Raw genomic sequence first — 23775 nt, 5'->3', positions numbered from 1 at the left:
TTCGAAAAGATTTATATTCATCATATGCGCATAAGTACAGTTAATTGACAAACTATTTAGAAAATGGTACAAAACAACCCGCCCTGTCCGGACGGGTCACTTGCTTATCGGTTCAGCAGGCTGCCGACGTATTTCAGCAGCTCATTGGCACTCGTCGAGTTGTAGCCGTGCTCATCAATTAAACGGGCTACGACTTCATTTACTTTCTTCAATTGCTGCTCATCAGGGGTTTTCGTTGAGGTCGTAATTTTAACAACATCCTTCAAGTCAGCAAACAATTTTTTCTGAATGGCTTCACGCAGTCTTTCGTGGGAATTGTAGTCAAACCGCTTTCCTTTTCTCGCATACGCGGAGATGCGGATTAAAATTTCTTCGCGGAACGCTTTTTTAGCGTTTTCGGAAATGCCGATCTGTTCTTCGATCGATCTCATCAGCTTTTCGTCCGGATTCATTTCTTCTCCTGTCAAAGGATCACGCAGCTTATTTTTATTGCAATAAGCCTCTACGTTGTCGAGGTAATTATCCATCAGCGTTTTGGCTGATTCTTCGTATGAATACACAAACGCTTTTTGGACTTCCTTCTTCGCAATATCATCATATTCCTTACGGGCTGCAGAAATAAGATTCAAGTATCGTTCCCGATCCTCGTTTGAAATAGACGGATGCTGATCAAGTCCTTCTTTTAAAGAACGGAGAACATCAAGGGAATTGATCGACTCCATATTTTTTCTGATAATAGTAGAAGAAATGCGGTTAATCACGTAGCGCGGGTCAATTCCGCTCATGCCCTCATCATTATATTCTTTCTTCATGTCCTCAACGTCCACTGAATTAAAGCCTTCCACACTTTCTCCGTCATATAGTCTCATTTTCTTCACCAGATCAATATCAGACCGCTTCGGCTCTTTTAATCGCGTAAGAATTGAAAACATCGCGGCGACCTTAAGTGTGTGCGGAGCAATATGAACATCCGATACATCACTTTCTGCGATCATTTTTTCATAAATTCTTTCTTCCTCAGACACTTTTAAGTTATAAGGAACAGGCATCACAATGATTCTGGAGTGCAGGGCTTCGTTTTTCTTATTAGAAATAAATGAGCGATACTCCGTTTCATTCGTGTGAGCCACGATCAGCTCATCAGCGGAAATTAACGCAAATCGCCCGGCTTTAAAATTCCCTTCCTGTGTCAGTGAGAGCAAATGCCAGAGGAACTTCTCATCACATTTCAGCATCTCCTGAAACTCCATCATGCCTCGGTTCGCCTTGTTCAGCTCTCCGTCAAACCGGTAGGCGCGCGGATCAGATTCAGAACCGTATTCAGCAATGGTTGAGAAATCAATACTTCCCGTCAAATCGGCAATATCCTGAGATTTCGGATCAGACGGACTGAAGGTGCCGATTCCCGTACGCTTATCCTCAGAAAAGAAGATCCGCTCCACCCTCACATCTTCAATTCGCCCTCCGTACTCTTCCTCCAACCTCATCACATTTAATGGTGAAAGGCTTCCTTCTATTCTAATGCCGTATTCTCTGTAAAAATCCTCCCGCAAATGATGGGGGATTAAATGAAGGGGGTCCTCGTGCATCGGGCAGCCTTTAATCGCATATACAGCACCATTATCCGTCAGCGTGTATGCTTCAAGACCTTTTTTGAGCATTGTGACCAGCGTTGATTTACCGCCGCTCACAGGGCCCATTAAAAGCAGAATCCGCTTTCTGACATCAAGCCTTTTCGCGGCCGGATGAAAATATTCCTCCACAAGGCGCTCGAGGGATTCTTCAAGCCCGAACAGCTCGCGGTCAAAAAAGCTGTACTTCTTCCGTCCGTCAATCTCCTCTATCCCGCTGTCTTTTATCATATTAAAAACACGAGAATGAGCAGATTGCGCGACCATTGGATTTTCTTTAATAATCTCCAAATAATCAGCGAATGTTCCTTCCCATTTCAGACGCTGCTCTTCCTCTCTGTACTTTTCAATTTTCTTTAATATATCCATAAGGACCTCCTCTATCATGTTTGATGCGCTGTGCAAAAAAAGGTACTTTGATACAATCTATGCCGTCAGCCCGTGATACATGCTTTGGTTTCTTAAAAATAAAGATACCCTATGCAGCGTTGACAAGGCAGACTGCGTGCGTTCATAATAAAGAAAATACAGAATCATCCAGACTCGGACAGCAGGAAAAATTGAAGAGGGGGAGAGACGGTGAAAACAATCATCATGATGGGTGTCATTGTCACTTTTTTAGTATCAATTTTTACCGCAGGATACGATAGTAAGCCGGGAAAAGAATAAAAAGAAAAGGGTGCTCCCTCTTGAGAGCACCCTTTCTCTGTGTAACAGAACAATGTTTTAAAACTTAATTCTTTTCATAACTTTTGAATGCTGATCGCATTCGCATTTGTTTTCAAATTCAATTGTGCCGATTTTACAGCCTGGCCCGATAACAACTTCTTTCCCTCTGACCACCGCCGCCTCGGTATGTTCCAAATAGATTTTATCTCCCTCAATCAGCTGCGCAGTTAGTCTCGCTTTTTTTCGCGTAAAAAAGCGCGCACGTTTTTTTACTTTAATTGACGTTCCGCCTATTTCACGGACCCGGCTGGCATCATGACTCAATCCGATATCAATCTCGCCTGCATTCAGCAAACCTGTTACGTCCACACAGCCAGTGATATGAAACGATTCGATTTCACAATCGCCTTTAACGCTGAGCTTTCCTTTTGCTTCGCACGAATCCCCTGCCATATTGCCGTCGATCTCAGTCAGACCTTTCAGCTTCAATCGGCCAACATGAAGAGCTCCACTAATTTGCATTGTCCCGTATATGCTGATTTTGCCCGCAATCAAATCGCCTTCAAACTCGCTTTCTCCGAGTACTTTCAGCCGTTCAGTCTCCGCGTTCCCGAGAAAACGGCCTGTGCCGTATATGCGGCAGCCTGCAGCGGACAGCCCTCCTCCAATCACACCTTCACCTTTGATGCTGACATGGTGATAGGCGCCTCCCGAAGCGTGCCCGGCACCATATAATTTTAAATGTCCTAATTTTGCTGTTTCCATATGATCCTCCTTACATTCTTGTGGATGTGCCTACCGAAGCGTTCGGATCACAAGTGTAATCGCCGCTGTATTCCACAGTCTCAATCTGGCAGTTCGGACCGATTTTCACTGTGTTTCCCCGCACAATCTTGGCGTTCGTATGTGTCAGCTCAATCACGTCTCCCTCAATCAGTTCAGCTGTTAACACAGGCTGCGGCATCAGCTTCAGCAATGTCAGCATCCCTTTTCTGCCTGTCACTTGAAGATGGCGGCAGCCGATCTCCCTCACATAACTCTCTCCGGAAGAAAGCTTGATATTCACCTGATCAGCATTTAGGAGACCGCTGACTTTGCATTTCCCTTCAGTCTGAAATGTTTCCGTTTCGCAATCGGCTTCCATGACCGCCTTTCCGGTGATCACAATGTCATCAGCCTTGACTGCTCCGCCAAATGTTGATGATCCCGCGACCTTCAATTGTTTAGCGGCGGTCTCACCTTGGATAAAACCTGTTCCATTCATGCGGATGGATTCTGCATCAACATCCCCATGAATTTTGCCTGAGCCGCTGATGGTTACTGTTTTTGCCTTGACACTCCCGTCCGCTTTACCGGTGCCGTTGAATGAAAAAGAGTCACACTCCACGTCTCCGGCCACAGTTCCGCTGCCATTAATCTCAACTGATTGAAATTTTCCGCCCTTCGAACTCCCCGTACCGTTTATCACCAGATTATCCATTATTTCCATTGGTGGCCCTCCTGCATATATTTTGTCTTTAGTTCCTCTGAAGCATTGGCTAAATCCACTCTTTCCACAATCTTAACGGACGACTCAAAAAGGATGCTGTCTGCGGCAGCCGCTATAAAACAAGTCGTTACACCCAGCTTGCGCAAAATGATCAGTTCCGTCTGTTTCTTGATCTCCGCTGTTTCATGCTTCCTCAATACGTCAGCAGCCATTTTCGCTTCTTCCAGGCTGACATTTCCGGACTGTAAAAGCCCTTCAAGCACATACAGCGACAGCAGATTACGAGAAGAAAAAACCGTGTCTGCTCCGCCTTCTGAATAGACATGGAGAGCCGGCTTTGATATCAAGCCTTTCGTCAGCAATTCATCAGCCGTCATGCTCACATCCTTCATTTTCGGTGACAGCATCTCCCGCATCTCATCCAAAGACAAATTTTCTTTCATCTTTTGAATGATTGAAATGCGCTTTAAAATATCCTCTCTAGGAAAAAACGTCTCTTGCCCTGTAAATGTGGATTTACGTATAAACCACTCCTCAGGGATTAAATTTTTCCGTTTCCATCGATACAGCTGACCGTATGAGATGGATGTTTCTTCAAGCAATTCTTTTTTAGAGATTAATTGATCTTCCATAAGTCCAGCTCCTTTGATGGATACATTGTAACATAACACTGTTACGTTGTTAAGCCTAAAATAACAAAACACAGTTCTATAAAAAAACCCGCCCATACACATGGGCGGGTTTTTCACTATTTTAAATCTCGGTAATTTTGCTGACGCAGCGCCTCATACACTAGAATCGCTGCGGTATTGGACAGATTTAGCGATCTGACATGCTCTGTCATCGGAAGACGCAGGCATCGGTCCATATTATTTTGAATTAATTCCTTTGGCAAACCGCTTGTTTCTCTTCCGAACACAAAGAAATAATCCTCGTTAATATCCGTGTAGTCAAAAGATGTATGCGGCTTTTGGCCGAATTTCGTGATGAGGAAAAACTGCCCGTTTTTATATGCCTCAAATAATTCTTCTAACGAGTCATGATACACTACGTTTACAAACTCCCAATAATCAAGTCCGGCGCGCTTCAGCATTTTATCATCAGTTGAAAAGCCGAGCGGACGAATCAGGTGGAGCGTTGTATCTGTTGCTGCGCAAGTACGTGCGATATTCCCTGTATTAGCAGGAATTTCTGGTTGATATAAAACGACATGTAATGCCACTGTGTTCACCTCTAATTTTTCTTATCCGCTCATCATTATATCATTAATTACTCTTTTGTCGTATCATCAACGATATGAAAAAAGGCATATCGGATAGACGGTGTGTATGCTGTTGAATCTTCGTAAGACCAATACCTCATCCGGCTGTCATAAGACTGGGCGTTGACAAGCGGCATATTGCCTTTATCCTTCGCCACCACAATCGTTGTGTGATTAAACCGGCCGTCTCCTTCAAAATCATAGCAAATCACATCACCCGGCACCAGCTCTTCCGCTGATTTTACACGCACCGCCCGAAGGCCAGCCTTTGAATTCGTCAAATACATTTTCATCGAGTGAGCCACCGTCCAGCTATAGCTCCAAGAACTTTGTTTCATCCACCAGCCAGATCCTCTGTTCGGGTGGCCTCGCATTGGTGCTCCCCCTGCATGAAGACACTGAGAAATAAAATTCGTGCAATTATCGCTGAAATTTTTATAAGCCGGATTACGCTTGTTCCAATATTTTTCGGCATATTGTACCGCTCCGAGCCGGTCATATTGAAAAGCTCGGCCAAACGCCTCCCTTTCTTCCTGGGAATAGTCAATAATGCTTTGGCCTTCACTAAATCCCGCCGGTTTTTTTTTCACTTCCTGATCCTTAATCAGAATTTGATCATAAAGAAAAGCGACTCTTTCTTCTATATGCTCTTCCATATACAGAGTGTCGTCCTGCTCCTTGTATAAATATTCGAAGTGTATGATATACCTGATGCAGGTGGTTCCGTCATCCTCAACCTGCACATTGTCAATGACAGCTTTCGCTTTCGCTTTTATCATCTCAATCTTACGTTTTTCCAGAAGCTTCTTCTTACGTTCCATGACTTCCAGGTCTCCGACTTGAGGCTCCTGTCTCAGATCATGCCCGTTGACCAGATAGCTAAGACGCTCCTCCGCTAGTTGTTCTAATATGTGCTTCAAGCTCACCCCACCCGACATACTTTTTTATAGAGAAAAAACACTTGGCTGCATCTCAAGTGTTTTTTCCTTCTGCTCTATACGTATGTCAGGACAAGACTTATTTAGTCATGCCGGCTTTTAGCAATTCAATTCCTTTTTCAATTTCCTGCTTTGCCTCTTCATCATTTTCTTTTTCCAGTGCTTTTTCAAGCTCCTCCGCGTATGTGTTGTCTCCGATTTTCCCGATCGCCCAGGCAGCCGTTCCCCTGATGACCGGGCGCGGATCTTTATGCATAAGCTCCGTCAGTTCAGACAGTGCGGAGGTGTCTTTAAAGTGGGCAAGCGCCAGAATCGCATTCCGTTGAATCGGTTTTTTTCCGCGCCACGAGCCTGAAACATGTCCGAATTTCTCTTTAAATTCACGGTTGCTGATGGTTAAAAGCGGCTTCAATAACGGTTTTGCAATCTCAGGATCCGGTTCCATTTCAGGATGAAGATGAAAATCCTTCCCTTTATTGATTGGACATACCGTTTGGCACGTATCGCATCCATACAGGCGGTTTCCGATTTTCGTGCGGAATTCATCCGGCAAAAATCCTTTTGTCTGGGTCAGAAAAGATATACAGCGCTGAGCGTTAAGCTGCCCAGGGTTCACAAGCGCTCCCGTCGGGCAAGCATCTAAACATTTGGTGCATGATCCGCACATATCCTCAATCGGGACATCCGGCTCGAAAGGTATATTTGTAATCATTTCCGCCAAATACACATAAGACCCGTACTCCGGCGTTGTAATCATACAGTTTTTGGCGCTGAACCCAATTCCGGCCCGTTCCGCCACTGCCCGATCAGACAATTCACCCGTATCGACCATTGATTTTGTCCTGATATCCTCATGCTTGCTTCTCAGAAAATCCTCCAGAAGATCGAGCTTTTCCCGCAGGACGTCATGATAATCCTTTCCCCAGGAGGCTCTGCAAAAAATGCCTCTGCGCTCAGTTCGCGTGCTTCTTGGCGCATCCTTCATTCTCGAAGGATAAGCAAGCGCAATGGCCACGATTGATTTCGCTTTCGGCAAAAGCAGCGTTGGCGTCACTCTTTTTTCAATATCAGGCTCTTCAAAACCGGAAAGATATCCGAGTGACTCCTGAAGAATCAAACGGTCTTTTAAACTGTCAAATGTATCAGCGGTCGTAAAACCAATCTTGTCCACGCCAATGCTTTTTGCGTATTCAATTAATTCTTCTTTCAGCTGATAAACGTTCATGTTTTGCACAGCCTCCTTTCTTTGTGATAAAACAATAAGCCGTTGTATAATAGGTTGATATCCCGTAATTGGAGTGAATACATGTGAATATCAAACTTGATCCTGTTATTACTGAACGTGCGGCAGGAATAAATGCAGCCGCTTTGATATATGAAAATATTGAAGTCGGCTCCTCTCCGCAAATGCTGAAAGGCAGACTTCGTTTATTTCAAGAGTCTCTGTTTTTTGACTATGCGGACGGCGGAATATCGGACCAGCCTTTCGTCAAAGAATGGCAGACAATCTTTAAGCAGCTGGACCCTTCATTCGAGGGAGAAAAAACGCCGATGGAGCAAATGCTGATCCCGATATCCAAAGAACAATTCATGGAAAGCGAGGATTCAGCCCATGATACCATACATTTTTTCGCGTTAAAATATTCTCTTCCCATTATGATCTATGATGCCGGCAAGCTTCAGGAGCCAGTCCGGATTTCAATAGGAGAAAAAGATAACATACTGATTTATTCTGATGAAAACGGTGTTTTCGGCGATTTCAAAAACAACGTCAATCAAAAACCCGTGACAGCAGATACAAAAAGCATGCTGCAAATCATCTTTTTCCCGCCATCGATTGAAAAAGAAAACGCCGTTAACCTTTTAACATCATTAACGAAAATGTTTGAACAAATTCACGGCGGCGGCCATACAGTACATTGGCTTACGTAAAAGAACACGAGATTCGTGTTCTTTTTTACATAAAAAAACGCAATACTTCGTTTATCTGAGAAACGAAACACTGCGTTAATAACGTATGTATGGAGCGGGTGATGAGAATCGAACTCACGACATCAGCTTGGAAGGCTGAGGTTTTACCACTAAACTACACCCGCATTTGTGATTGTCGGTGTCAGCACCGCTTTGACTTTTATTATGTTACACGTTTATTAAATTTTCGTCAAGGGAATATAAAAAATTTGTCGAAAAAAATTTTTATTTTTGCAATGTTGTTAAGTTACATTTACATAATGTTAAATAAACTATACAATGGAAGAAAGTGAGAATATGAAGGTGGCATACGTCATGATGAAAAATAAAGTGAAAGAGCTCAGAGCGCGCTTCAGCTATTCTCAGGAAAAACTCGGAGAAACGGTCGGCGTTACGAGACAAACGGTAGCAGCAATTGAAAAAGGAGACTATGTTCCCTCACTGTTATTAGCATTAAAAATCTGCAAAGCCTTCTCCATGAAGATGGAGGATGTCTTTTGGCTAGAGGAGGAAGACTAATATGGGCATGAAAACAAAAGCAGCATTTCACCTCGTTTTGTTCGGCCTTGCATGCTGGACACTGGTTGCATACTTTGAAGCTTCGGAAGGCATTGGAGGCTTTTTCAGCACAAAGAACGGCCAGATGATGTTTGAAATAAACATCACCCCGTTTATTCTTTTTATTGCGGCAGCTGCGGTTTATATGTATTTACAAAAGAAAAGCCGGCCTGCGTCAAAAAATCTCCTGCTGCCAGATGAATTTGAGGAACAGGATGAAAGAGAGCAGATGATGACGGCAAAAGCCTGCCGTGCGTCATATATCGCCGTCTACTTTTCACTGCCTGCTGCCGCTGTCCTGCTCATTTTTTATCCGCTGTTTCAATCACACATTCCCTTTTTCCCTATTATTGTCGTATTTATCATCATGATCATCCAGCACCTATCCTACGTCATTACCTTCAAGAAAAATGAAAAGAACTCCGGCGCGATGTAATCGTCCGGAGTTTTTTCTTACCAGCTTGCTTTTTTCACACCGGGAATGTGGCCTTTATGCGCCAGCTCCCTAAAAGCAATTCTGGACATTTTAAATTTTCTCATATATCCTCTCGGGCGGCCCGTTACCATACAGCGGTTATGGAGTCTTCCAGGTGCTGAATCTCTCGGCAGCTGACTGAGGGCTTCGTAATCTCCTTTTGCCTTTAACTCTTGTCTAATAGCTGCATATTGTTCAACAAGCTTCTGGCGTTTCAATTCTTTTGCCACTTTTGATTTCTTAGCCAAGAAAAAACCTCCTTTAAATCGTAATGTTTACGATTTAAAATGTATCATGTTGTATTCTAAAATGCAAGCACATCGCTCGGTAAAACAGACGGTCTAAGCCGTCCATTCTATTTATGCAATTCAACATAATAAAGCAGAGCATCTTTATGTTTGATCAGTTCATTTTTGTTTTCAGAGGTTTTCATTGTACCGTTAGAATCTTTTATACTGCTGCCGATCAATACAGGTTTTCCGAAAGAAATCGGCTCCGCTGATGATATATTCTGAGTCATTTCCTGTATACTGCTGACGTCACGCTGAAACGATGAAGCAGCCGTGCTGCTCCCTTGTTCATCAACAATGCCAAAGTGAACGGTACTCATTTTTTTCTTCTCTTCCTCATTCTCAAAATAAACAAATTGTAATGTATCGGGATTTTCTTCCGTGTAATCAACAGTTATCGGACCTATCGTTTCAACAAGTTTTCCGTTTTGGTAATGTTCAATGTACATGTCAGCCTCAGAAATGCTTTCGTTGATATTAGTCACTTCCGCAGCGAATGAATGTGGAGCCGCAATCTTCATTCTGTTTTTTTCAATATCTGAAACATCTGCCTCTTTGATTTCCATGTGCTTCGTATTTCCGCATGCAGACAGCATAACCATCAGAGAAAAGGCACTAATAAGTATTCTCATAAAAACAGCCTCCTTTTTTGATTATCATACCATGCTCGGAGGCTGTGTTTTCGCTTAAACTGAAGCTTGATTCTCTTTGACAAAATAAGTGTTTCCGACGGCTTCTCCTCTTTTTTTCTGTAGCTTCCTTGTCCGCTCATTTTCGAACGGCAAAAGCGGAAAGACGAGCTCTGCAAAATAGTACGCTTCCTCTAAATGAGGGTAGCCGGAAAAAATAAATGATTCAATGCCAAGGGCCTGGTACTCCGCAATACGGTCGGCAATGGTCTGCGGATCTCCGACAAGAGCCGTGCCTGCCCCTCCTCTGACCAGGCCGATACCCGCCCACAGATTCGGGCTGATTTCAAGCTTTGTCCGATCGCCTCGATGAAGCTCCGCCATCCGCCTTTGACCCGAAGAATCAGCACGGCGCAAAGCGTCCTGTGCTTTGGCAATCGTGTCATCATCCAAATGGCTGATTAAACGCTCCGCCGCTTCCCACGCCTCATGTTCTTTTTCACGTGCGATCACATGCAGCCTGATGCCGAACCGCACAGTTCTTCCCTCTTTTTCCGCTTGTTTTTTGACTCTCTCAATCTTTTCTTTTACCTGCTCAGGAGGCTCGCCCCACGTTAAATACACATCTGTATGCTTTGCCGCGACTTCAATTCCAGCCTGTGAGGATCCGCCGAAATAGATAGGCGGGTGCGGTGCTTGCCGCGGCGGGAATAGCAGATTGCTGTTTTCCACTTTTATATGTTTTCCTTCAAAGGTAACCGTTTCTCCGCGCAAAAGCCCCCGCCAAACAGTTAAAAATTCGTCCGTTGCTTCATAGCGCTCATCATGACTGATAAACAGTCCGTCCCCGGCTAGCTCGTACGGATCACCCCCTGCCACAACATTAATCAAGAGCCGTCCATCTGAAATGTGATCTAAGGTAGAGGTCATTCTGGCTGCAAGAGAAGGCTGCATTAACCCAGGCCGTACCGCGACTAAAAACTTTAAGTCTTTTGTTTCTCCCGCTAACGCCGAGGCGGTGAGCCAAGGGTCCTCGCACGATCTTCCCGTCGGCAGTAGGACGCCTGTATACCCTAGCCTGTCAGCGGCCTGCGCCACTTGTTTAAAGTATTCATGATCTGCCGTCCGTCCATCGCTTTCCGACCCTAAATACCTTGCGTCTCCATGCGTCGGAATAAACCAAAGAATGTCCATATCACTCTCTCCTTTTCGTCTATTTTCCCTCATAACTGTTTCTCCACTTTAATAGCTTTCGTTCTAGCAGCCTGACAAAAGAATCCGTCAGCTTTCCAACCACCGCAAAAATGATAATCCCGGCAAACACTTTATTCGTTTGTGAGAATTGTCTGGCATCCATGATCATGTAACCGACCCCAGAACTCGAACCCATCAGCTCCGCTACAACAAGCCCAAGCCATGCAATACCTAGCGATAAACGAATGCCGAGCAATATATTGGGCAGGGATGCCGGCACAATCACTTTTGTCATCTGCTGGTGATATTTAAATTCAAGCACCCGGGCAACTTCGAACAGCTTAGCGTCAACTCCGCGAATGCCGTTAAATGTATTGATATACACAGGGAAGAAAGCACCGAGCGCAATCAGCAAAATTTTAGATATTTCATCAAAACCGAACCATAAAATAAACAGCGGCGTGACAGCCAGATGCGGAACGGTTCTGAGCATTTGCAATGATGGGTCAAGATACAATTCCGTCCGTTTAGAGAATCCGGCCAAAATACCGATCAAAAGTCCAAGCCCCGCACCAAGTACAAAACCAAGCGCTGCGCGGTATATACTGATTTGCAGATGGCCAAAGAGCTCGCCTGTCAAAATGAGCTCTTTAAACGTCAGCAAAATCGCAACAGGAGTAGGGAGCACTGTCGCCGACACGATGCCAAGACTGCCGATCACCTGCCAGATGGCTATGAGCACAGCAGGCAGCAGAAGCCCCTTTGCCCACCCGTATTTGATTCTATGGGGCTTTCTTTGTATCGCTTCAGCATTTGCTTTCGGCAGTGAACCTGCAGCCTCTGCTTTCATGATGGATCACCTCCAGAGACGTTTTCCTTTAACGCTTTTTTGATAAATGAATTATCAACAACTTCTCTCACATCAATTTTCTTATCTATCGCTTTTGTTTTAAATTGAAAATCCGCTGTCTCCTGCTGCGCTTTTATAATGTCTTCACGAATAACCTCATTCAGAGGCTCCGTATTTTTCAGCACATTTTCTACGACCTTTTTATCGAGATCTTTTATTTTTGCATACAAGTCAGCCGCTTCATCCGGATGTTCCTTTTGCCACACAACCGCCTGATGAAAAACCTTCAGAAAACGGACCACTTCGTCTGGATGTTCCTTAGAGAATGTTGTTCTCACTAATGTAAACCCTGGTGAATATAAATCGGTGCTTTCACCATTCACAAGAAGTTTTGCTCCGTGTTTGATTGTTTCTAAGGATAGGTACGGCTCCCAGATGGACCAAGCGTCAACCGAACCGTTTTCAAACGCAGAAGCCGCTTCATCAGGTTGCAGCTGAATAATCGTCACGTCATCAGCTGACAAACCTGATTGATCAAGCGCTTTATACAAAAAGTCAAAGCCGCTGCTGCCTTTCGCTACAGCAATTTTCTTTCCTTTTAAATCTTTGACCTCCTTAATCCCGCTGTCTGGATTCACAAGTATGCCGTTCGCCTTTAATCCATCCTGAGACAAGCCGATTTCTTTAAAATCAATGCCTGCCGCTTGCCCAGCGATTACTGGTGAATTGCCAACTTGAGAAAAGTCAAGTTTATCTGCTGCAAGCCCTTCAAATTGTGGCGGCCCGCTTTGAAACTCCACCCATTTCACCTTGATGCCTTCTTTTTCAAAAGCCTCTTCAAACCAGCCTTTTTCCTTGGCAATTAAAAGCGGGCTTAAGCTTTGCTGTATTCCGATCCGAATTTCTTTCAATGGTTTTTTGTCACCGCTGGCTCCATTTGCTCCGCATCCTGCCAGCAGAAAAAAAATAGATGCCAATACAATGATTCCTTGTTTCATCTCTGCTTCAGCCCCTTCTATATCCCTGATCCTTCTGCATACTCAACGTCTTCTGTTTTTTCGAATTCCGACAGCACCTTCTGTCTGATCGCTTGGAAATCAGGCGTCGTCCTGTTTCGGGGATAAGCCAGATGAATTGGCATCAGCTTATGAATTTTTCCCGGTTTGGCTTTTAGGATCGCAATCTCATTCCCTAAATAAACAGCTTCATCTATATCATGAGTGACGAGTATCATCGTTGTCTTTTTCCTCCGCCATATATCCAGCAGCACGTCTTGAAGGTGTTTTCGAGTAAACGCGTCTAACGCACCGAACGGTTCATCCAAAAGCAGCACCTCCGGCTCCCGCAGAAGAGCTCGTGCGATGGCCACTCTTTGAGACATACCGCCCGACAGCTCACGCGGATATGCTTTCTCTGATCCTTTTAATCTGACAATCTCGATCAGTTCATCTACCTTTTGTTTGACTTTTGGATCTTTCAAATTCAAATCGGCGGCAATATTCTGCTCAACCGTCAGCCAAGGAAAGAGACGGTGTTCCTGAAAAATAAATCCTTGCTGAATACCTGGTGCAGTCACATGCCGTCCGTTAATTTCTACACTCCCGCTAAAATCAGAATCAAGTCCTGCAATTATCTTTAAAAGTGTGCTTTTTCCGCATCCGCTCGGTCCGATGATCGTTAAAAACTCACCCGGTGCAATTGATAATTGAATATTCTCCAAGACCGCAGTTTTGCGGCCTTCTTGAGCAAATGCTTTTTCCTTGATACTGATGGTCACAGCCACTTTTATCCCTCTCCTTCTGCCAACCCCGCCTTCTAAAAAAACAAAAAGGCCCCCATCTCTGTTTTTTGTAGAGATGAGAGCCTTCGGCGGTCCGATCAGCTGCCCAATTGTTTTTTGTTTGAATATCATGTTAATTCAAATTATTCCGATATGTCAACTCTTTTTTATCCAATATTTTTTGTATTAATGTTTATCACTTACTTTTCATATTCGCAAATAGCGCTTTTTTCTTTGAAGCCTATATCATATCTATTTAGCTGTTCTGCCAAGGGTTTTCTGCTTTATTTAATAGTTTTTATCGCATTATATAAATGATTATTTTATAATGATTATAAAATAATATTGACTTTTTACTTAGAGATGATATTATGTTCTTATCAATTCCAAGAGGTGATGACATGAGTTCAAATAAACTGACAACTAGCTGGGGCGCTCCAGTTGGAGATAATCAAAATTCAATGACTGCCGGTTCTCGCGGACCAACTTTAATCCAAGATGTACACTTACTCGAAAAATTGGCCCATTTCAACAGAGAGCGTGTTCCTGAGCGTGTCGTTCACGCTAAAGGTGCAGGTGCACACGGTTATTTTGAAGTGACAAACGATGTAACAAAATATACAAAAGCTGCTTTCTTATCAGAAGTCGGCAAACGCACACCTTTGTTCATCCGTTTCTCAACAGTTGCCGGTGAACTTGGCTCTGCTGACACCGTTCGCGACCCGCGCGGATTTGCTGTTAAGTTTTATACGGAAGAAGGAAACTATGACATCGTAGGTAACAATACGCCGGTATTCTTCATCCGCGATGCGATTAAGTTCCCTGATTTTATCCATACACAAAAAAGAGATCCAAAAACACACTTGAAAAATCCTACAGCTGTATGGGATTTCTGGTCACTTTCACCGGAATCTTTACACCAAGTGACGATCCTGATGTCTGACCGCGGAATTCCTGCTACACTTCGCCACATGCATGGTTTTGGAAGCCATACATTCAAATGGACAAATGCCGAAGGCGAAGGCGTATGGATCAAGTACCACTTTAAAACAGAACAAGGCGTGAAGAACCTTGATGTGAAGACAGCAGCAAAAATTGCCGGTGAAAACCCGGATTATCATACAGAAGATCTGTTCAACGCAATCGAAAACGGCGATTTCCCTGCATGGAAATTATATGTGCAAATCATGCCTTTAGAAGACGCAAATACGTATCGCTTCGATCCGTTTGATGTCACAAAAGTATGGTCTCAAAAAGACTATCCGCTCATTGAAGTCGGCCGCATGGTTCTTGACAGAAATCCAGAAAACTACTTTGCCGAAGTAGAACAAGCAACATTCTCACCTGGAACACTGGTCCCCGGTATTGATGTATCACCGGATAAAATGCTTCAAGGGCGTCTGTTTGCGTATCATGATGCGCATCGCTACCGTGTCGGAGCAAACCACCAAGCCCTGCCGATCAATCGCGCACGCAACGAAGTAAGAAACTATCAGCGTGACGGACAAATGCGCTTTGACAATAACGGCGGCGGATCCGTCTACTACGAGCCAAACAGCTTCGGCGGACCGACTGAGTCACCTGAGGATAAACAAGCGGCTTACCCAGTACAAGGAATGGCTGACAGCGTAAGCTACGATCACAATGATCACTACACACAAGCCGGCGATCTCTACCGTTTAATGAGCGAAGAGGAACGCACCCGCCTTGTAGAAAATATCGTAAATGCAATGAAACCGGTAGAAAAAGAAGAAATTAAACTCCGCCAAATCGAGCACTTTTATAAAGCTGATCCTGAATACGGAAAACGTGTGGCAGAAGGCTTAGGTTTGCCGATTAAAAAAGAAGTTTAATCGCATAGAAAAAACCCGCTGTTTATTCAGCGGGTTTTTTACATAGATTCACGGACTGCCGTATGCTTCTCGTCAATCTTCATATAAATTTTCTCCATTAACTCTTCATTATTCATTATCTCCCGCTTGTTCTGTTCAATAAGAAGCGCCAGCGGCAGCATCTGATTGCCATATGTTTTTCGTTTTCTAAAGTGTCTTCTCCCTTTTTCTTTTTTGGTTCCCATCATTTCTCCCTCCTTTAAAAATAAAAAAGGCCCTTATCTCAAGAGATAAGAGCCTTCGGTGGTCCGATCAGCAAATGTTGGAAATGTATATTAGCTATATTAAAACGTATTCAATTTGGCCTGTCAATCGCTTTTGTATACTGTTACTTATAAAGTTTGCTGCCTTGTTTTACAAATTCCTCAGCTTTTTCTTTCATACCCTCTTGAATGGCATCCCACTCATTGAGCTCTTTGTCTTTGGCATAATCACGGATATCCTGAGAAATTCTCATGCTGCAAAATTTCGGCCCGCACATCGAACAGAAATGAGCCGTTTTCGCCCCTTCGGCAGGCAGTGTCTCATCATGATATTCAAGCGCTCTTTCCGGATCAAGCGACAGGTTAAATTGGTCGCGCCAGCGGAATTCAAAGCGGGCTTTTGATAAAGCGTCATCTCGTATTTGCGCGCCCGGATGCCCTTTTGCAAGATCAGCCGCATGCGCCGCAATTTTGTATGTAATAACCCCTTCACGCACATCTTCACGGTTTGGCAGCCCTAGATGCTCCTTCGGCGTCACATAACAAAGCATGGCCGTTCCATACCAGCCGATCATCGCCGCTCCGATCGCTGATGTAATATGGTCATAGCCCGGTGCAATATCCGTCGTCAGCGGCCCTAGCGTGTAAAAAGGCGCTTCTTTACAGATTTCCATTTGTTTATCGACGTTCTCCTTGATTTTATGCATCGGCACATGACCAGGCCCCTCAATCATCACCTGAACATCATGCTTCCAGGCAATTTGCGTGAGTTCTCCGAGCGTCTCTAATTCAGCAAACTGCGCTTCGTCATTTGCATCGGCAATTGACCCTGGGCGAAGCCCGTCTCCAAGAGAAAAGGCAATATCATACGTTTTCATAATATCACAGATTTCTTCAAAATGAGTATACAGAAAGCTTTCCTGATGATGAGCCAGACACCACTGTGCCATAATCGCTCCTCCGCGTGACACAATTCCCGTTGTCCGTTTGGCGGTTAGCGGTACATATCGCAGCAAAACACCCGCATGAATCGTGAAATAATCTACACCCTGTTCAGCCTGCTCAATCAGCGTGTCACGGTAGATTTCCCACGTTAAATCCTCCGCTACACCGTTTACTTTTTCAAGCGCCTGATAGATCGGCACGGTGCCAACCGGAACCGGGCAATTTCTGATAATCCATTCACGCGTCGTATGAATGTCTTTCCCCGTGGAAAGATCCATCATCGTATCTGCTCCCCAGCGAATCGCCCACGTCATTTTTTCCACTTCTTCTTCAATCGAAGACGTAACCGCTGAATTTCCGATATTCGCGTTAATTTTCACATGAAAATTCCGGCCGATAATCATTGGTTCACTTTCTGGATGATTAATATTTGCTGGAATAATCGCCCGGCCGCTGGCTACCTCATCTCTCACAAATTCCGGAGACACATGCTCACGAATTGCGATAAACTCCATCTCAGGTGTAATAATTCCTTTTTTGGCATAATGCATTTGAGTGACATTTTGGCCCGCTTTCGCCCGCAGCGGTTTCCGCTTTAACCCGGGATAGCTTACATTAGGGTTAGCCTTTTTATAGCCGTTGTCTTCTGGCTTCACAGCACGTCCATCGTATTCCTCAACATCGCCGCGCCCAGTGATCCACTTGTGACGGAGCGGTTTTAAACCTTCTTGAATATTAATCTTCACATCGGGGTCCGTATACGGTCCGCTTGTATCATAGACACGAACTGGTGCGTTTTCCTCTTCGCCGAATGATCCTGTCGTCGGACTAAGTTCAATTTCTCTCATCGGCACTTGAATATCCGGCGATGCACCCTCTACATATACTTTTTTACTCCCCGAAAAACTCGACATAATGGAAATGTTGGCTTGCTGCACTGAATGATTTTGCATTACTTATCCTTCCCCTCTCTTTGTTTGAAAGGACAAAATCAAGCCCATAACCAGCACAAAAAACCGGATTCAGTTGAATGAACCCGGTTACAGTCAGAAAGAAACATATTATTGCAGTATACGGCAACAATAAAAACAATTCCTCTACTTCCCCACGCTGGTACGAACCAGATCAGGTCCAAAGGGTTAAGAAGCATATCTTCTCTCTCAGCCCGCCAGCGGGCACCCCTAGTAACTATTAATTTCCCACTCATCTTATCATAAAAACAAACTGAAAAAAAGAGGAATGTATAAAATATTCAGCATATTCAAGACAAATATGTAATTGGCAATGCTGTTTCAGAGACACCATTTTCATGAAGCAACACCTCATACGCATTTGCATGAAATCTTGAACTTACAGCCTGAAAAAACTGATCATCAATAAAGTGAAGAGCTGCTCCATCATCCGCCGCATAACCGTTGCTCAACGCTTTCTCTAATATCAGGCGATGATATGAAGGTCTCCGATCCTTCTCCCCATTATAATGAGGACAAAAACTGCCTTGCAAAAAACCTAAGCTTTTCAAGCCGGTCAGCTGTCCGGCAGAATCCGTCACTCCTTCTTCAAACCAGCAGATCGCACCGGCACTTAGTCCCGCCAAAATAGTGCCGTTCTCCCAGGCTTCTCTTAATATATGATCCAGTCCCCACTCCTTCCACAGCACAAGCAAATTTCTTGTATTTCCTCCACCGACATAAATCACATCTTTCTCCAAGATAAAGGAGGCTAAATCTGTTGTCGGCGGCTTAAACAAAGACAAATGAGACGGGTCACAATCAAGCTGTTGAAAAGCATGATAAAACCGCTGGACATAATTCTCAGCATCCCCGCTTGCCGTTGGCAGAAAACAAATGCGAGGTGAGGGCTGCTTTGACTGATTAATGATAAATTGATCAAGAATCAGATGATCTGGTTCCATTGAAAAACCCCCGCCGCCCATCGCAATAATCTGTTTCATCATCCGACTCCCCCCAAAAAATATTTTATCCATTATAGCACTTTCGCATAAAAGCATGAGACAAGGCAAAAATACCTTTGAACCAGGAGGTGACCGAAAAAATGGAACAAGACCGTTTGGCAAACCACGAAACAGTTGATTTACACGAAATCCTCAACTTCAAAACCGTATGTTTACTTAAATCAAAAATGATGCAGGGACTGGTGTTCGATCAGGAACTGAGAGCCCTTATGGAGAAGGATGTACAGCAGTCTGTACGGGACGTAACTGAACTTCAGAGCCTCTATCAAAAGGCTCCGACAATAACAGGAGGTGACGATCATTGAACGATTTCTTAGACCCGAAAAACGCAAAAGGCATGCCTGACCTTGCTGATTCAGCACTCGCCCTTGATTTCTTAATTTCCGTAAAAACCGGCATCAAAAATTATGCTGTCGCCATTACGGAAACCGCAAGCCCAGAACTCAGAACAGCATTGCGCAATCAATTGGACGCCGCTATTTACCTGCACGGCGAACTATCACAGCTCATGATGGAAAAAGGCTGGCTTTTCCCTTCTGACTTGGACAAACAATTTCAAATCGATATGAAATCAGCACAAACAGCTGTTGATATCGCTGCGCTAAAGCTATTCCCCGATAACACGAACCGTCTCGGAACATTCGCAACACCCGATCACTAAATAATAAGGAGACATCATGAATGAAAGCTGTTACGTATCAAGGCATTAAAGACGTCCGCGTCAAAGAGGTAAAAGCGCCAGAAATCAAAAAACCTGATGATATCATCGTCAAACTGACAACCACAGCAATCTGCGGCTCTGACTTACACCTAATTCATGGCATGGTTCCCAATTTCCCTGAAGATTATATCATCGGCCATGAACCAATGGGCATTGTGGAAGAAACAGGCCCCGACGTTCACAAGGTCAAAAAAGGCGATCGTGTCATCATACCGTTTAACGTCAGCTGCGGCGAATGTTTCTTTTGCAAAAACCTGCTTGAAAGCCAATGTGACAATTCAAACGCAAACGGCGAAATCGGCGCTTATTTTGGCTATTCAGAATCAGCAGGCGGCTATCCCGGAGGCCAGGCTGAATACATGCGTGTCCCCTATGCTAACTTCACTCCCTTTAAACTGCCTGATGACTGTGAAATAGAAGATGAGAAATTAGTATTGCTTTCAGACGCTATGTCGACTGCCTATTGGAGCGTTGACAACGCAGGAGTAAAAGAGGGAGATACCGTCATTATTCTCGGCTGCGGTCCAGTCGGGCTGCTCGCGCAAAAATTCGCATGGATGAAAGGCGCCAAAAGAGTCATTGCAGTGGATTATGTAGACTACCGCCTTCAGCACGCCAAAAAAACAAACAATGTAGAGACCGTTAATTTCGAACACTTAGAAAACGCCGGATTATATTTGAAAGAAATCACACAGGGCGGTGCAGATGTCGTCATCGACTGCGTGGGAATGGACGGCAAAATGTCCCCGCTTGAATTTCTCGCCACCGGTGTTAAAATGCACGGCGGAGCCATGGGTGCATTAGTAACGGCGGCACAGGCTGTCAGAAAATGCGGCACAATTCAAGTGACTGGTGTGTATGGAATGAGATACAATGCATTTCCATTCGGAGACATCTTCCAAAGAAATGTAAATATCAGAACCGGGCAAGCCCCTGTCATTCATTATATGCCGTACCTGTATGATTTGATTGCTACAGGTAAAGTAGATCCGGGCGACATCATTACACATGTTCTGCCGTTAGATCAAGCAAAGCACGGATATGAGGTGTTTGATACGAAAACAGACGGAGCTATCAAAGTGCTTCTGAAACCATAAAAAAAGACGGTCTCTCATTTTGAGAAACCGCCTTTTTATTTTATTGCTCCACTCTTCTTAATGCTTCGTTTACTGTTTCTTTTATAAACGCATCTTCCCCGGTCAAACTGTCTAATCTGAGTTCGCCGCTTCTCAGTCTTTCTGAAAGATTGTTAATGTCCTCCTCGACTGTGATTTGCAGTTCACCAGCTAAAAACATTCTATGTAATTCATCAGCGACCATCGTTTCTTTATTCATTCATGTCTCCTCCTTTACTCAAGCATCAATTTTAGTCTGTCCCTCAGATAAACGATTATAGGAAAAAAGGTTCATTTATTTTGAAATAAATGAACCTTTTTTCCTTCTTCCCACGTATAACTGTTGAGAAAAAGAAAAAGGGGAAGATCAACATGTCATTTTTCAAGAAACTTGCAGCAAGTGCCGGCATCGGCGCAGCAAAAGTCGATACCATTTTGGAGAAAGATGCGTATTGTCCAGGAGAAGAAGTCCGCGGAACTGTACATGTAAAAGGCGGAAAAATCGCCCAGGACATCCGTTACATTGACTTACAGCTCAATACAAAATATGTCATTGTAAAAGACGATGAAGAGCACCGGAAATACGCAACAATTCATTCTGTTCGGGTAACTGGTTCATTCACCATTCAGCCTGGAGAAGAACATCAATTTCCGTTCTCCTTCATCCTGCCTCTTGATACACCGATTACGGTAGGAAAAGTAGAAGTCGCAGTAGTGACAGACCTTGACATTCAAGGCGGTATTGATAAATCAGATCACGATCGTATCTTCGTAGAAGCACATCCTTGGGTTGAAAATGTGTTAGAAGCAATTGAAAACCTTGGCTTCCGTCTTAACGAAGCAGACTGTGAACAGGCATCTTATTTCCAGCGCCGCCTACCTTTCGTTCAAGAATTTGAGTTTGTTCCAACATCAGGCTATTACCGTCAGATGCTTGATGAATTAGAGCTTATTTTTCTTTTAGAGGAAGACGGTTTAGAAATTATTTTCGAAGTCGATCGCCGGGCAAGAGGCCTGCGAGGATGGCTGGAAGAGATGTATAATGACGGAGAGCAGCTCGTACGTGTCCGTTTCAGACAATCAGAGCTTGATGATATCGAACAACTTGAAGAGGTATTAGAAGAGATCATCGACCAATATGCTGAGTAAATAACAAAAAGGAGCCTATAATAAACATAGGCTCCTTTTTTTAATAAAAACAAAACCCTGTTTCTTACTTATGTAAGAAACAGGGTTCTATTGGATACCGGTGGTCGGGGTCGAACCGACACTCCAGAAGGAACACGATTTTGAGTCGTGCGCGTCTGCCAATTCCGCCACACCGGCAAGTTTTACGTCGTATCTAACCGACGAATATAAATATATCATGGATATGATAAAGTGTCAATGAATTTTAAAAAAGTTTTTTTGGAAATATAATAATAAGTAGCTAAAGCAATTTTCTATGAAATGCAGCCCAATGCTTACATCGACATATTCATACAATAAAAAAATGATCTACACAAGTAGATCATTGATATGATTAGCTTCATTATATTTTCAAGCACAAACACCAATTTAACTTATCAAGTAAGTAAAATTGGTGCCGAGGGCCGGACTTGAACCGGCACGGTAGTCACCTACCGCAGGATTTTAAGTCCTGTGTGTCTGCCAATTCCACCACCCCGGCAAAAGAAAGGCGACACCCGGATTCGAACCGGGGATAAAGGTTTTGCAGACCTCTGCCTTACCACTTGGCTATGCCGCCGTAATTGGAGCGGAAGACGGGATTCGAACCCGCGACCCCCACCTTGGCAAGGTGGTGTTCTACCACTGAACTACTTCCGCATCTTAAGGGACTTAATACATTATATGCAATTAATATAAAAAGTGAGACTGGGCTAGCTGGATTCGAACCAACGCATGACGGAGTCAAAGTCCGTTGCCTTACCGCTTGGCTATAGCCCAATGATAATATGGGGCGATTGATGGGAATCGAACCCACGAGTGCCAGAGCCACAATCTGGTGCGTTAACCACTTCGCCACAACCGCCATAATCTCAAGATGTCATAAATTTGGCAGGGGCAGTAGGAATCGAACCCACACCGGAGGTTTTGGAGACCTCTGTTCTACCGTTAAACTATGCCCCTATAAATGGTGGAGGGGGGCAGATTCGAACTGCCGAACCCTGAGGGAGCGGATTTACAGTCCGCCGCGTTTAGCCACTTCGCTACCCCTCCACATTAAGTTTTGAAAAAACAGTGCCGGCAAGAGGACTTGAACCCCCAACCTACTGATTACAAGTCAGTTGCTCTACCAATTGAGCTACACCGGCATAGGTGGTGGCTCGGGACGGAATCGAACCGCCGACACACGGATTTTCAGTCCGTTGCTCTACCAACTGAGCTACCGAGCCTTATTATTTAAATGGCGGTCCGGACGGGACTCGAACCCGCGACCTCCTGCGTGACAGGCAGGCATTCTAACCAACTGAACTACCGGACCAATTAAATTTGTTTGCACCATTTGGGCGATCCTTATTTAAAAGGATATATTTTTTGGTTGCGGGGGCAGGATTTGAACCTGCGACCTTCGGGTTATGAGCCCGACGAGCTACCGAACTGCTCCACCCCGCGATGATAATGGTGGAGGATGACGGGCTCGAACCGCCGACCCTCTGCTTGTAAGGCAGATGCTCTCCCAGCTGAGCTAATCCTCCATCATATAATGACCCGTACGGGATTCGAACCCGTGTTACCGCCGTGAAAGGGCGGTGTCTTAACCGCTTGACCAACGGGCCCAGACTTTCAATTTTGATTATGTATAAATATCAGTGGCGGAGAGCAAGGGATTCGAACCCTTGAGACGGAGTTGACCGCCTACACGATTTCCAATCGTGCTCCTTCGACCACTCGGACAGCTCTCCAATAATGGCTCCGCAGGTAGGATTCGAACCTACGACCGATCGGTTAACAGCCGATAGCTCTACCACTGAGCTACTGCGGAATGAAGTCTGCCTGGCGATGTCCTACTCTCACAGGGGGAAACCCCCGACTACCATCGGCGCTGAAGAGCTTAACTTCCGTGTTCGGCATGGGAACGGGTGTGACCTCTTCGCCATCATCACCAGACAATTTCAGTGACATTTAACATTATACTATGTATATCTTGAAAAGTCAAGAGTTTTTTTGAGAGTGTTCTCTCAAAAC

25 protein-coding genes, 17 tRNA genes, 1 rRNA gene and 1 riboswitch are annotated in these 23775 nt (G+C 44.4%); of the genes, 8 read left to right on the top strand and 35 right to left on the bottom strand.

Annotated features, from left to right (window positions below):
- Window positions 1-104: 104 nt before the first annotated feature.
- From prkA to queG, 7 genes are all read right to left on the bottom strand, one after another.
- Window positions 105-2000, bottom strand: coding sequence for a serine/threonine protein kinase PrkA (gene prkA / locus NSU16_RS04900; protein ID WP_010333499.1), 1896 nt, complete (start codon window positions 1998-2000; stop codon window positions 105-107).
- Between the two features lie 357 nt (window positions 2001-2357).
- Complete coding sequence (locus NSU16_RS04895) at window positions 2358-3065, bottom strand: hypothetical protein (protein ID WP_339192227.1); 708 nt, start codon at window positions 3063-3065, stop codon at window positions 2358-2360.
- Between the two features lie 10 nt (window positions 3066-3075).
- Window positions 3076-3789 carry a polymer-forming cytoskeletal protein gene (locus NSU16_RS04890; RefSeq protein ID WP_339192226.1) on the bottom strand — a complete coding sequence of 238 codons (714 nt, stop codon included), beginning with the start codon at window positions 3787-3789 and terminating at the stop codon, window positions 3076-3078.
- Window positions 3780-4421, bottom strand: coding sequence for a YhbD family protein (locus NSU16_RS04885; protein ID WP_010333495.1), 642 nt, complete (start codon window positions 4419-4421; stop codon window positions 3780-3782). The genes NSU16_RS04890 and NSU16_RS04885 overlap by 10 nt, the downstream gene beginning before the upstream one ends.
- 116 nt (window positions 4422-4537) lie before the next feature.
- Entirely contained in the window at window positions 4538-5020 is a 483-nt protein-coding gene (gene trmL / locus NSU16_RS04880; protein WP_326197352.1) for a tRNA (uridine(34)/cytosine(34)/5-carboxymethylaminomethyluridine(34)-2'-O)-methyltransferase TrmL, read from the bottom strand.
- Between the two features lie 38 nt (window positions 5021-5058).
- Window positions 5059-5988 (bottom strand): amidase domain-containing protein, encoded by a 930-nt coding sequence (locus NSU16_RS04875; protein ID WP_339192224.1) that lies wholly within the window; start codon window positions 5986-5988, stop codon window positions 5059-5061.
- Window positions 5989-6067: 79 nt separating this feature from the next.
- On the bottom strand, window positions 6068-7213 hold the full coding sequence (queG, locus tag NSU16_RS04870) for a tRNA epoxyqueuosine(34) reductase QueG (protein ID WP_029441191.1): 1146 nt from the start codon (window positions 7211-7213) through the stop codon (window positions 6068-6070).
- A gap of 83 nt (window positions 7214-7296) precedes the next feature.
- On the opposite strand from queG, the gene NSU16_RS04865 reads away from it, so the two are divergent.
- Window positions 7297-7920, top strand: coding sequence for a hypothetical protein (locus NSU16_RS04865; protein WP_339192223.1), 624 nt, complete (start codon window positions 7297-7299; stop codon window positions 7918-7920).
- Between the two features lie 90 nt (window positions 7921-8010).
- Here the strand turns inward: NSU16_RS04865 and NSU16_RS04860 are convergent.
- Window positions 8011-8084, bottom strand: a tRNA-Gly gene (locus tag NSU16_RS04860).
- Between the two features lie 193 nt (window positions 8085-8277).
- Between NSU16_RS04860 and NSU16_RS04855 the strand changes: the two genes are divergently transcribed.
- Complete coding sequence (locus NSU16_RS04855; protein ID WP_010333491.1) at window positions 8278-8478, top strand: helix-turn-helix transcriptional regulator; 201 nt, start codon at window positions 8278-8280, stop codon at window positions 8476-8478.
- Window position 8479: 1 nt separating this feature from the next.
- On the top strand, window positions 8480-8953 hold the full coding sequence (locus NSU16_RS04850; RefSeq protein ID WP_339192221.1) for a hypothetical protein: 474 nt from the start codon (window positions 8480-8482) through the stop codon (window positions 8951-8953).
- Between the two features lie 17 nt (window positions 8954-8970).
- Here NSU16_RS04850 and rpsN read toward each other — a convergent pair whose 3' ends face one another.
- The 6 genes from rpsN to NSU16_RS04820 all read right to left on the bottom strand — a co-directional run bounded on the left by rpsN (window position 8971) and on the right by NSU16_RS04820 (window position 13738).
- The gene (gene rpsN / locus NSU16_RS04845; RefSeq protein WP_168747266.1) at window positions 8971-9240 is read right to left on the bottom strand and encodes a 30S ribosomal protein S14; all 270 of its coding nucleotides are present in this window, start codon (window positions 9238-9240) and stop codon (window positions 8971-8973) included.
- Between the two features lie 107 nt (window positions 9241-9347).
- Entirely contained in the window at window positions 9348-9878 is a 531-nt protein-coding gene (locus NSU16_RS04840; protein ID WP_339192644.1) for a hypothetical protein, read from the bottom strand.
- A gap of 90 nt (window positions 9879-9968) precedes the next feature.
- Window positions 9969-11105 (bottom strand): FMNH2-dependent alkanesulfonate monooxygenase, encoded by a 1137-nt coding sequence (gene ssuD / locus NSU16_RS04835; protein WP_339192220.1) that lies wholly within the window; start codon window positions 11103-11105, stop codon window positions 9969-9971.
- 19 nt (window positions 11106-11124) lie between these two features.
- Window positions 11125-11958, bottom strand: a complete 834-nt coding sequence (locus NSU16_RS04830; RefSeq protein ID WP_339192643.1) for an ABC transporter permease — start codon at window positions 11956-11958, stop codon at window positions 11125-11127.
- Window positions 11952-12953, bottom strand: a complete 1002-nt coding sequence (locus NSU16_RS04825) for an aliphatic sulfonate ABC transporter substrate-binding protein (RefSeq protein WP_339192219.1) — start codon at window positions 12951-12953, stop codon at window positions 11952-11954. The genes NSU16_RS04830 and NSU16_RS04825 overlap by 7 nt, the downstream gene beginning before the upstream one ends.
- A 17-nt stretch (window positions 12954-12970) precedes the next feature.
- A complete protein-coding gene (locus NSU16_RS04820; RefSeq protein ID WP_339192642.1) occupies window positions 12971-13738 on the bottom strand; it encodes an ABC transporter ATP-binding protein in 768 nt (255 codons plus the stop codon).
- Window positions 13739-14136: 398 nt separating this feature from the next.
- Here NSU16_RS04820 and katA point away from each other — a divergent pair, with 398 nt between their 5' ends.
- Window positions 14137-15588, top strand: coding sequence for a catalase KatA (katA, locus tag NSU16_RS04815; protein ID WP_010333483.1), 1452 nt, complete (start codon window positions 14137-14139; stop codon window positions 15586-15588).
- Between the two features lie 38 nt (window positions 15589-15626).
- Here the strand turns inward: katA and NSU16_RS04810 are convergent, their stop codons facing one another.
- From NSU16_RS04810 to NSU16_RS04800, 3 genes are all read right to left on the bottom strand, one after another.
- The gene (locus NSU16_RS04810) at window positions 15627-15812 is read right to left on the bottom strand and encodes an FbpB family small basic protein (RefSeq protein ID WP_168747263.1); all 186 of its coding nucleotides are present in this window, start codon (window positions 15810-15812) and stop codon (window positions 15627-15629) included.
- Between the two features lie 143 nt (window positions 15813-15955).
- Window positions 15956-17728, bottom strand: a complete 1773-nt coding sequence (gene thiC / locus NSU16_RS04805) for a phosphomethylpyrimidine synthase ThiC (protein WP_339192218.1) — start codon at window positions 17726-17728, stop codon at window positions 15956-15958.
- A gap of 132 nt (window positions 17729-17860) precedes the next feature.
- Window positions 17861-17968: riboswitch (TPP riboswitch) on the bottom strand.
- Window positions 17969-18036: 68 nt separating this feature from the next.
- Window positions 18037-18729 (bottom strand): Type 1 glutamine amidotransferase-like domain-containing protein, encoded by a 693-nt coding sequence (locus tag NSU16_RS04800; RefSeq protein WP_339192641.1) that lies wholly within the window; start codon window positions 18727-18729, stop codon window positions 18037-18039.
- Between the two features lie 101 nt (window positions 18730-18830).
- Here NSU16_RS04800 and NSU16_RS04795 point away from each other — a divergent pair, with 101 nt between their 5' ends.
- The 3 genes from NSU16_RS04795 to NSU16_RS04785 are packed head-to-tail and all read left to right on the top strand — an operon-like array spanning window position 18831 to window position 20568.
- Window positions 18831-19055 (top strand): hypothetical protein, encoded by a 225-nt coding sequence (locus NSU16_RS04795; RefSeq protein WP_010333480.1) that lies wholly within the window; start codon window positions 18831-18833, stop codon window positions 19053-19055.
- Window positions 19052-19411 (top strand): spore coat protein, encoded by a 360-nt coding sequence (locus NSU16_RS04790; protein ID WP_286058833.1) that lies wholly within the window; start codon window positions 19052-19054, stop codon window positions 19409-19411. The genes NSU16_RS04795 and NSU16_RS04790 overlap by 4 nt, the downstream gene beginning before the upstream one ends.
- 20 nt (window positions 19412-19431) lie before the next feature.
- Window positions 19432-20568 carry a zinc-dependent alcohol dehydrogenase gene (locus NSU16_RS04785; RefSeq protein WP_010333478.1) on the top strand — a complete coding sequence of 379 codons (1137 nt, stop codon included), beginning with the start codon at window positions 19432-19434 and terminating at the stop codon, window positions 20566-20568.
- Between the two features lie 40 nt (window positions 20569-20608).
- Here NSU16_RS04785 and NSU16_RS04780 read toward each other — a convergent pair whose 3' ends face one another.
- Complete coding sequence (locus NSU16_RS04780) at window positions 20609-20806, bottom strand: hypothetical protein (RefSeq protein ID WP_010333477.1); 198 nt, start codon at window positions 20804-20806, stop codon at window positions 20609-20611.
- A gap of 152 nt (window positions 20807-20958) precedes the next feature.
- On the opposite strand from NSU16_RS04780, the gene spo0M reads away from it, so the two are divergent.
- Window positions 20959-21735: a sporulation control protein Spo0M gene (spo0M, locus tag NSU16_RS04775; RefSeq protein ID WP_168747258.1), complete on the top strand. Its 777-nt coding sequence runs from the start codon at window positions 20959-20961 to the stop codon at window positions 21733-21735.
- Between the two features lie 95 nt (window positions 21736-21830).
- On the opposite strand, the gene NSU16_RS04770 is transcribed toward spo0M, so the two are convergent.
- The 17 genes from NSU16_RS04770 to rrf form a co-directional block, all read right to left on the bottom strand.
- Window positions 21831-21912, bottom strand: a tRNA-Leu gene (locus NSU16_RS04770).
- Between the two features lie 254 nt (window positions 21913-22166).
- A tRNA-Leu gene (locus NSU16_RS04765) sits at window positions 22167-22255 on the bottom strand.
- Window positions 22256-22262: 7 nt separating this feature from the next.
- A tRNA-Cys gene (locus tag NSU16_RS04760) sits at window positions 22263-22333 on the bottom strand.
- Between the two features lie 5 nt (window positions 22334-22338).
- Window positions 22339-22413: transfer RNA gene (locus NSU16_RS04755), tRNA-Gly, on the bottom strand.
- A 48-nt stretch (window positions 22414-22461) separates the two neighbouring features.
- A tRNA-Gln gene (locus NSU16_RS04750) sits at window positions 22462-22533 on the bottom strand.
- A 9-nt stretch (window positions 22534-22542) separates the two neighbouring features.
- Window positions 22543-22618, bottom strand: a tRNA-His gene (locus NSU16_RS04745).
- A gap of 24 nt (window positions 22619-22642) precedes the next feature.
- A tRNA-Trp gene (locus tag NSU16_RS04740) sits at window positions 22643-22716 on the bottom strand.
- A gap of 5 nt (window positions 22717-22721) precedes the next feature.
- A tRNA-Tyr gene (locus NSU16_RS04735) sits at window positions 22722-22806 on the bottom strand.
- 22 nt (window positions 22807-22828) lie between these two features.
- Window positions 22829-22901: transfer RNA gene (locus NSU16_RS04730), tRNA-Thr, on the bottom strand.
- Window positions 22902-22906: 5 nt separating this feature from the next.
- Window positions 22907-22982 (bottom strand) — tRNA-Phe (locus tag NSU16_RS04725).
- Window positions 22983-22994: 12 nt separating this feature from the next.
- Window positions 22995-23071 (bottom strand) — tRNA-Asp (locus NSU16_RS04720).
- Between the two features lie 54 nt (window positions 23072-23125).
- Window positions 23126-23202, bottom strand: a tRNA-Met gene (locus NSU16_RS04715).
- Between the two features lie 7 nt (window positions 23203-23209).
- A tRNA-Val gene (locus NSU16_RS04710) sits at window positions 23210-23285 on the bottom strand.
- Between the two features lie 9 nt (window positions 23286-23294).
- Window positions 23295-23366, bottom strand: a tRNA-Glu gene (locus NSU16_RS04705).
- A gap of 34 nt (window positions 23367-23400) precedes the next feature.
- Window positions 23401-23492, bottom strand: a tRNA-Ser gene (locus NSU16_RS04700).
- A 5-nt stretch (window positions 23493-23497) separates the two neighbouring features.
- A tRNA-Asn gene (locus NSU16_RS04695) sits at window positions 23498-23572 on the bottom strand.
- 9 nt (window positions 23573-23581) lie between these two features.
- Window positions 23582-23697 (bottom strand): 5S ribosomal RNA (gene rrf, locus NSU16_RS04690).
- Between the last annotated feature and the right edge of the window lie 78 nt (window positions 23698-23775).

The organism is Bacillus sp. FSL K6-1003 (genome assembly GCF_037964945.1).
GTDB lineage: Bacteria > Bacillota > Bacilli > Bacillales > Bacillaceae > Bacillus > Bacillus mojavensis.
This window is presented reverse-complemented; position numbering and strand designations above follow the sequence as displayed.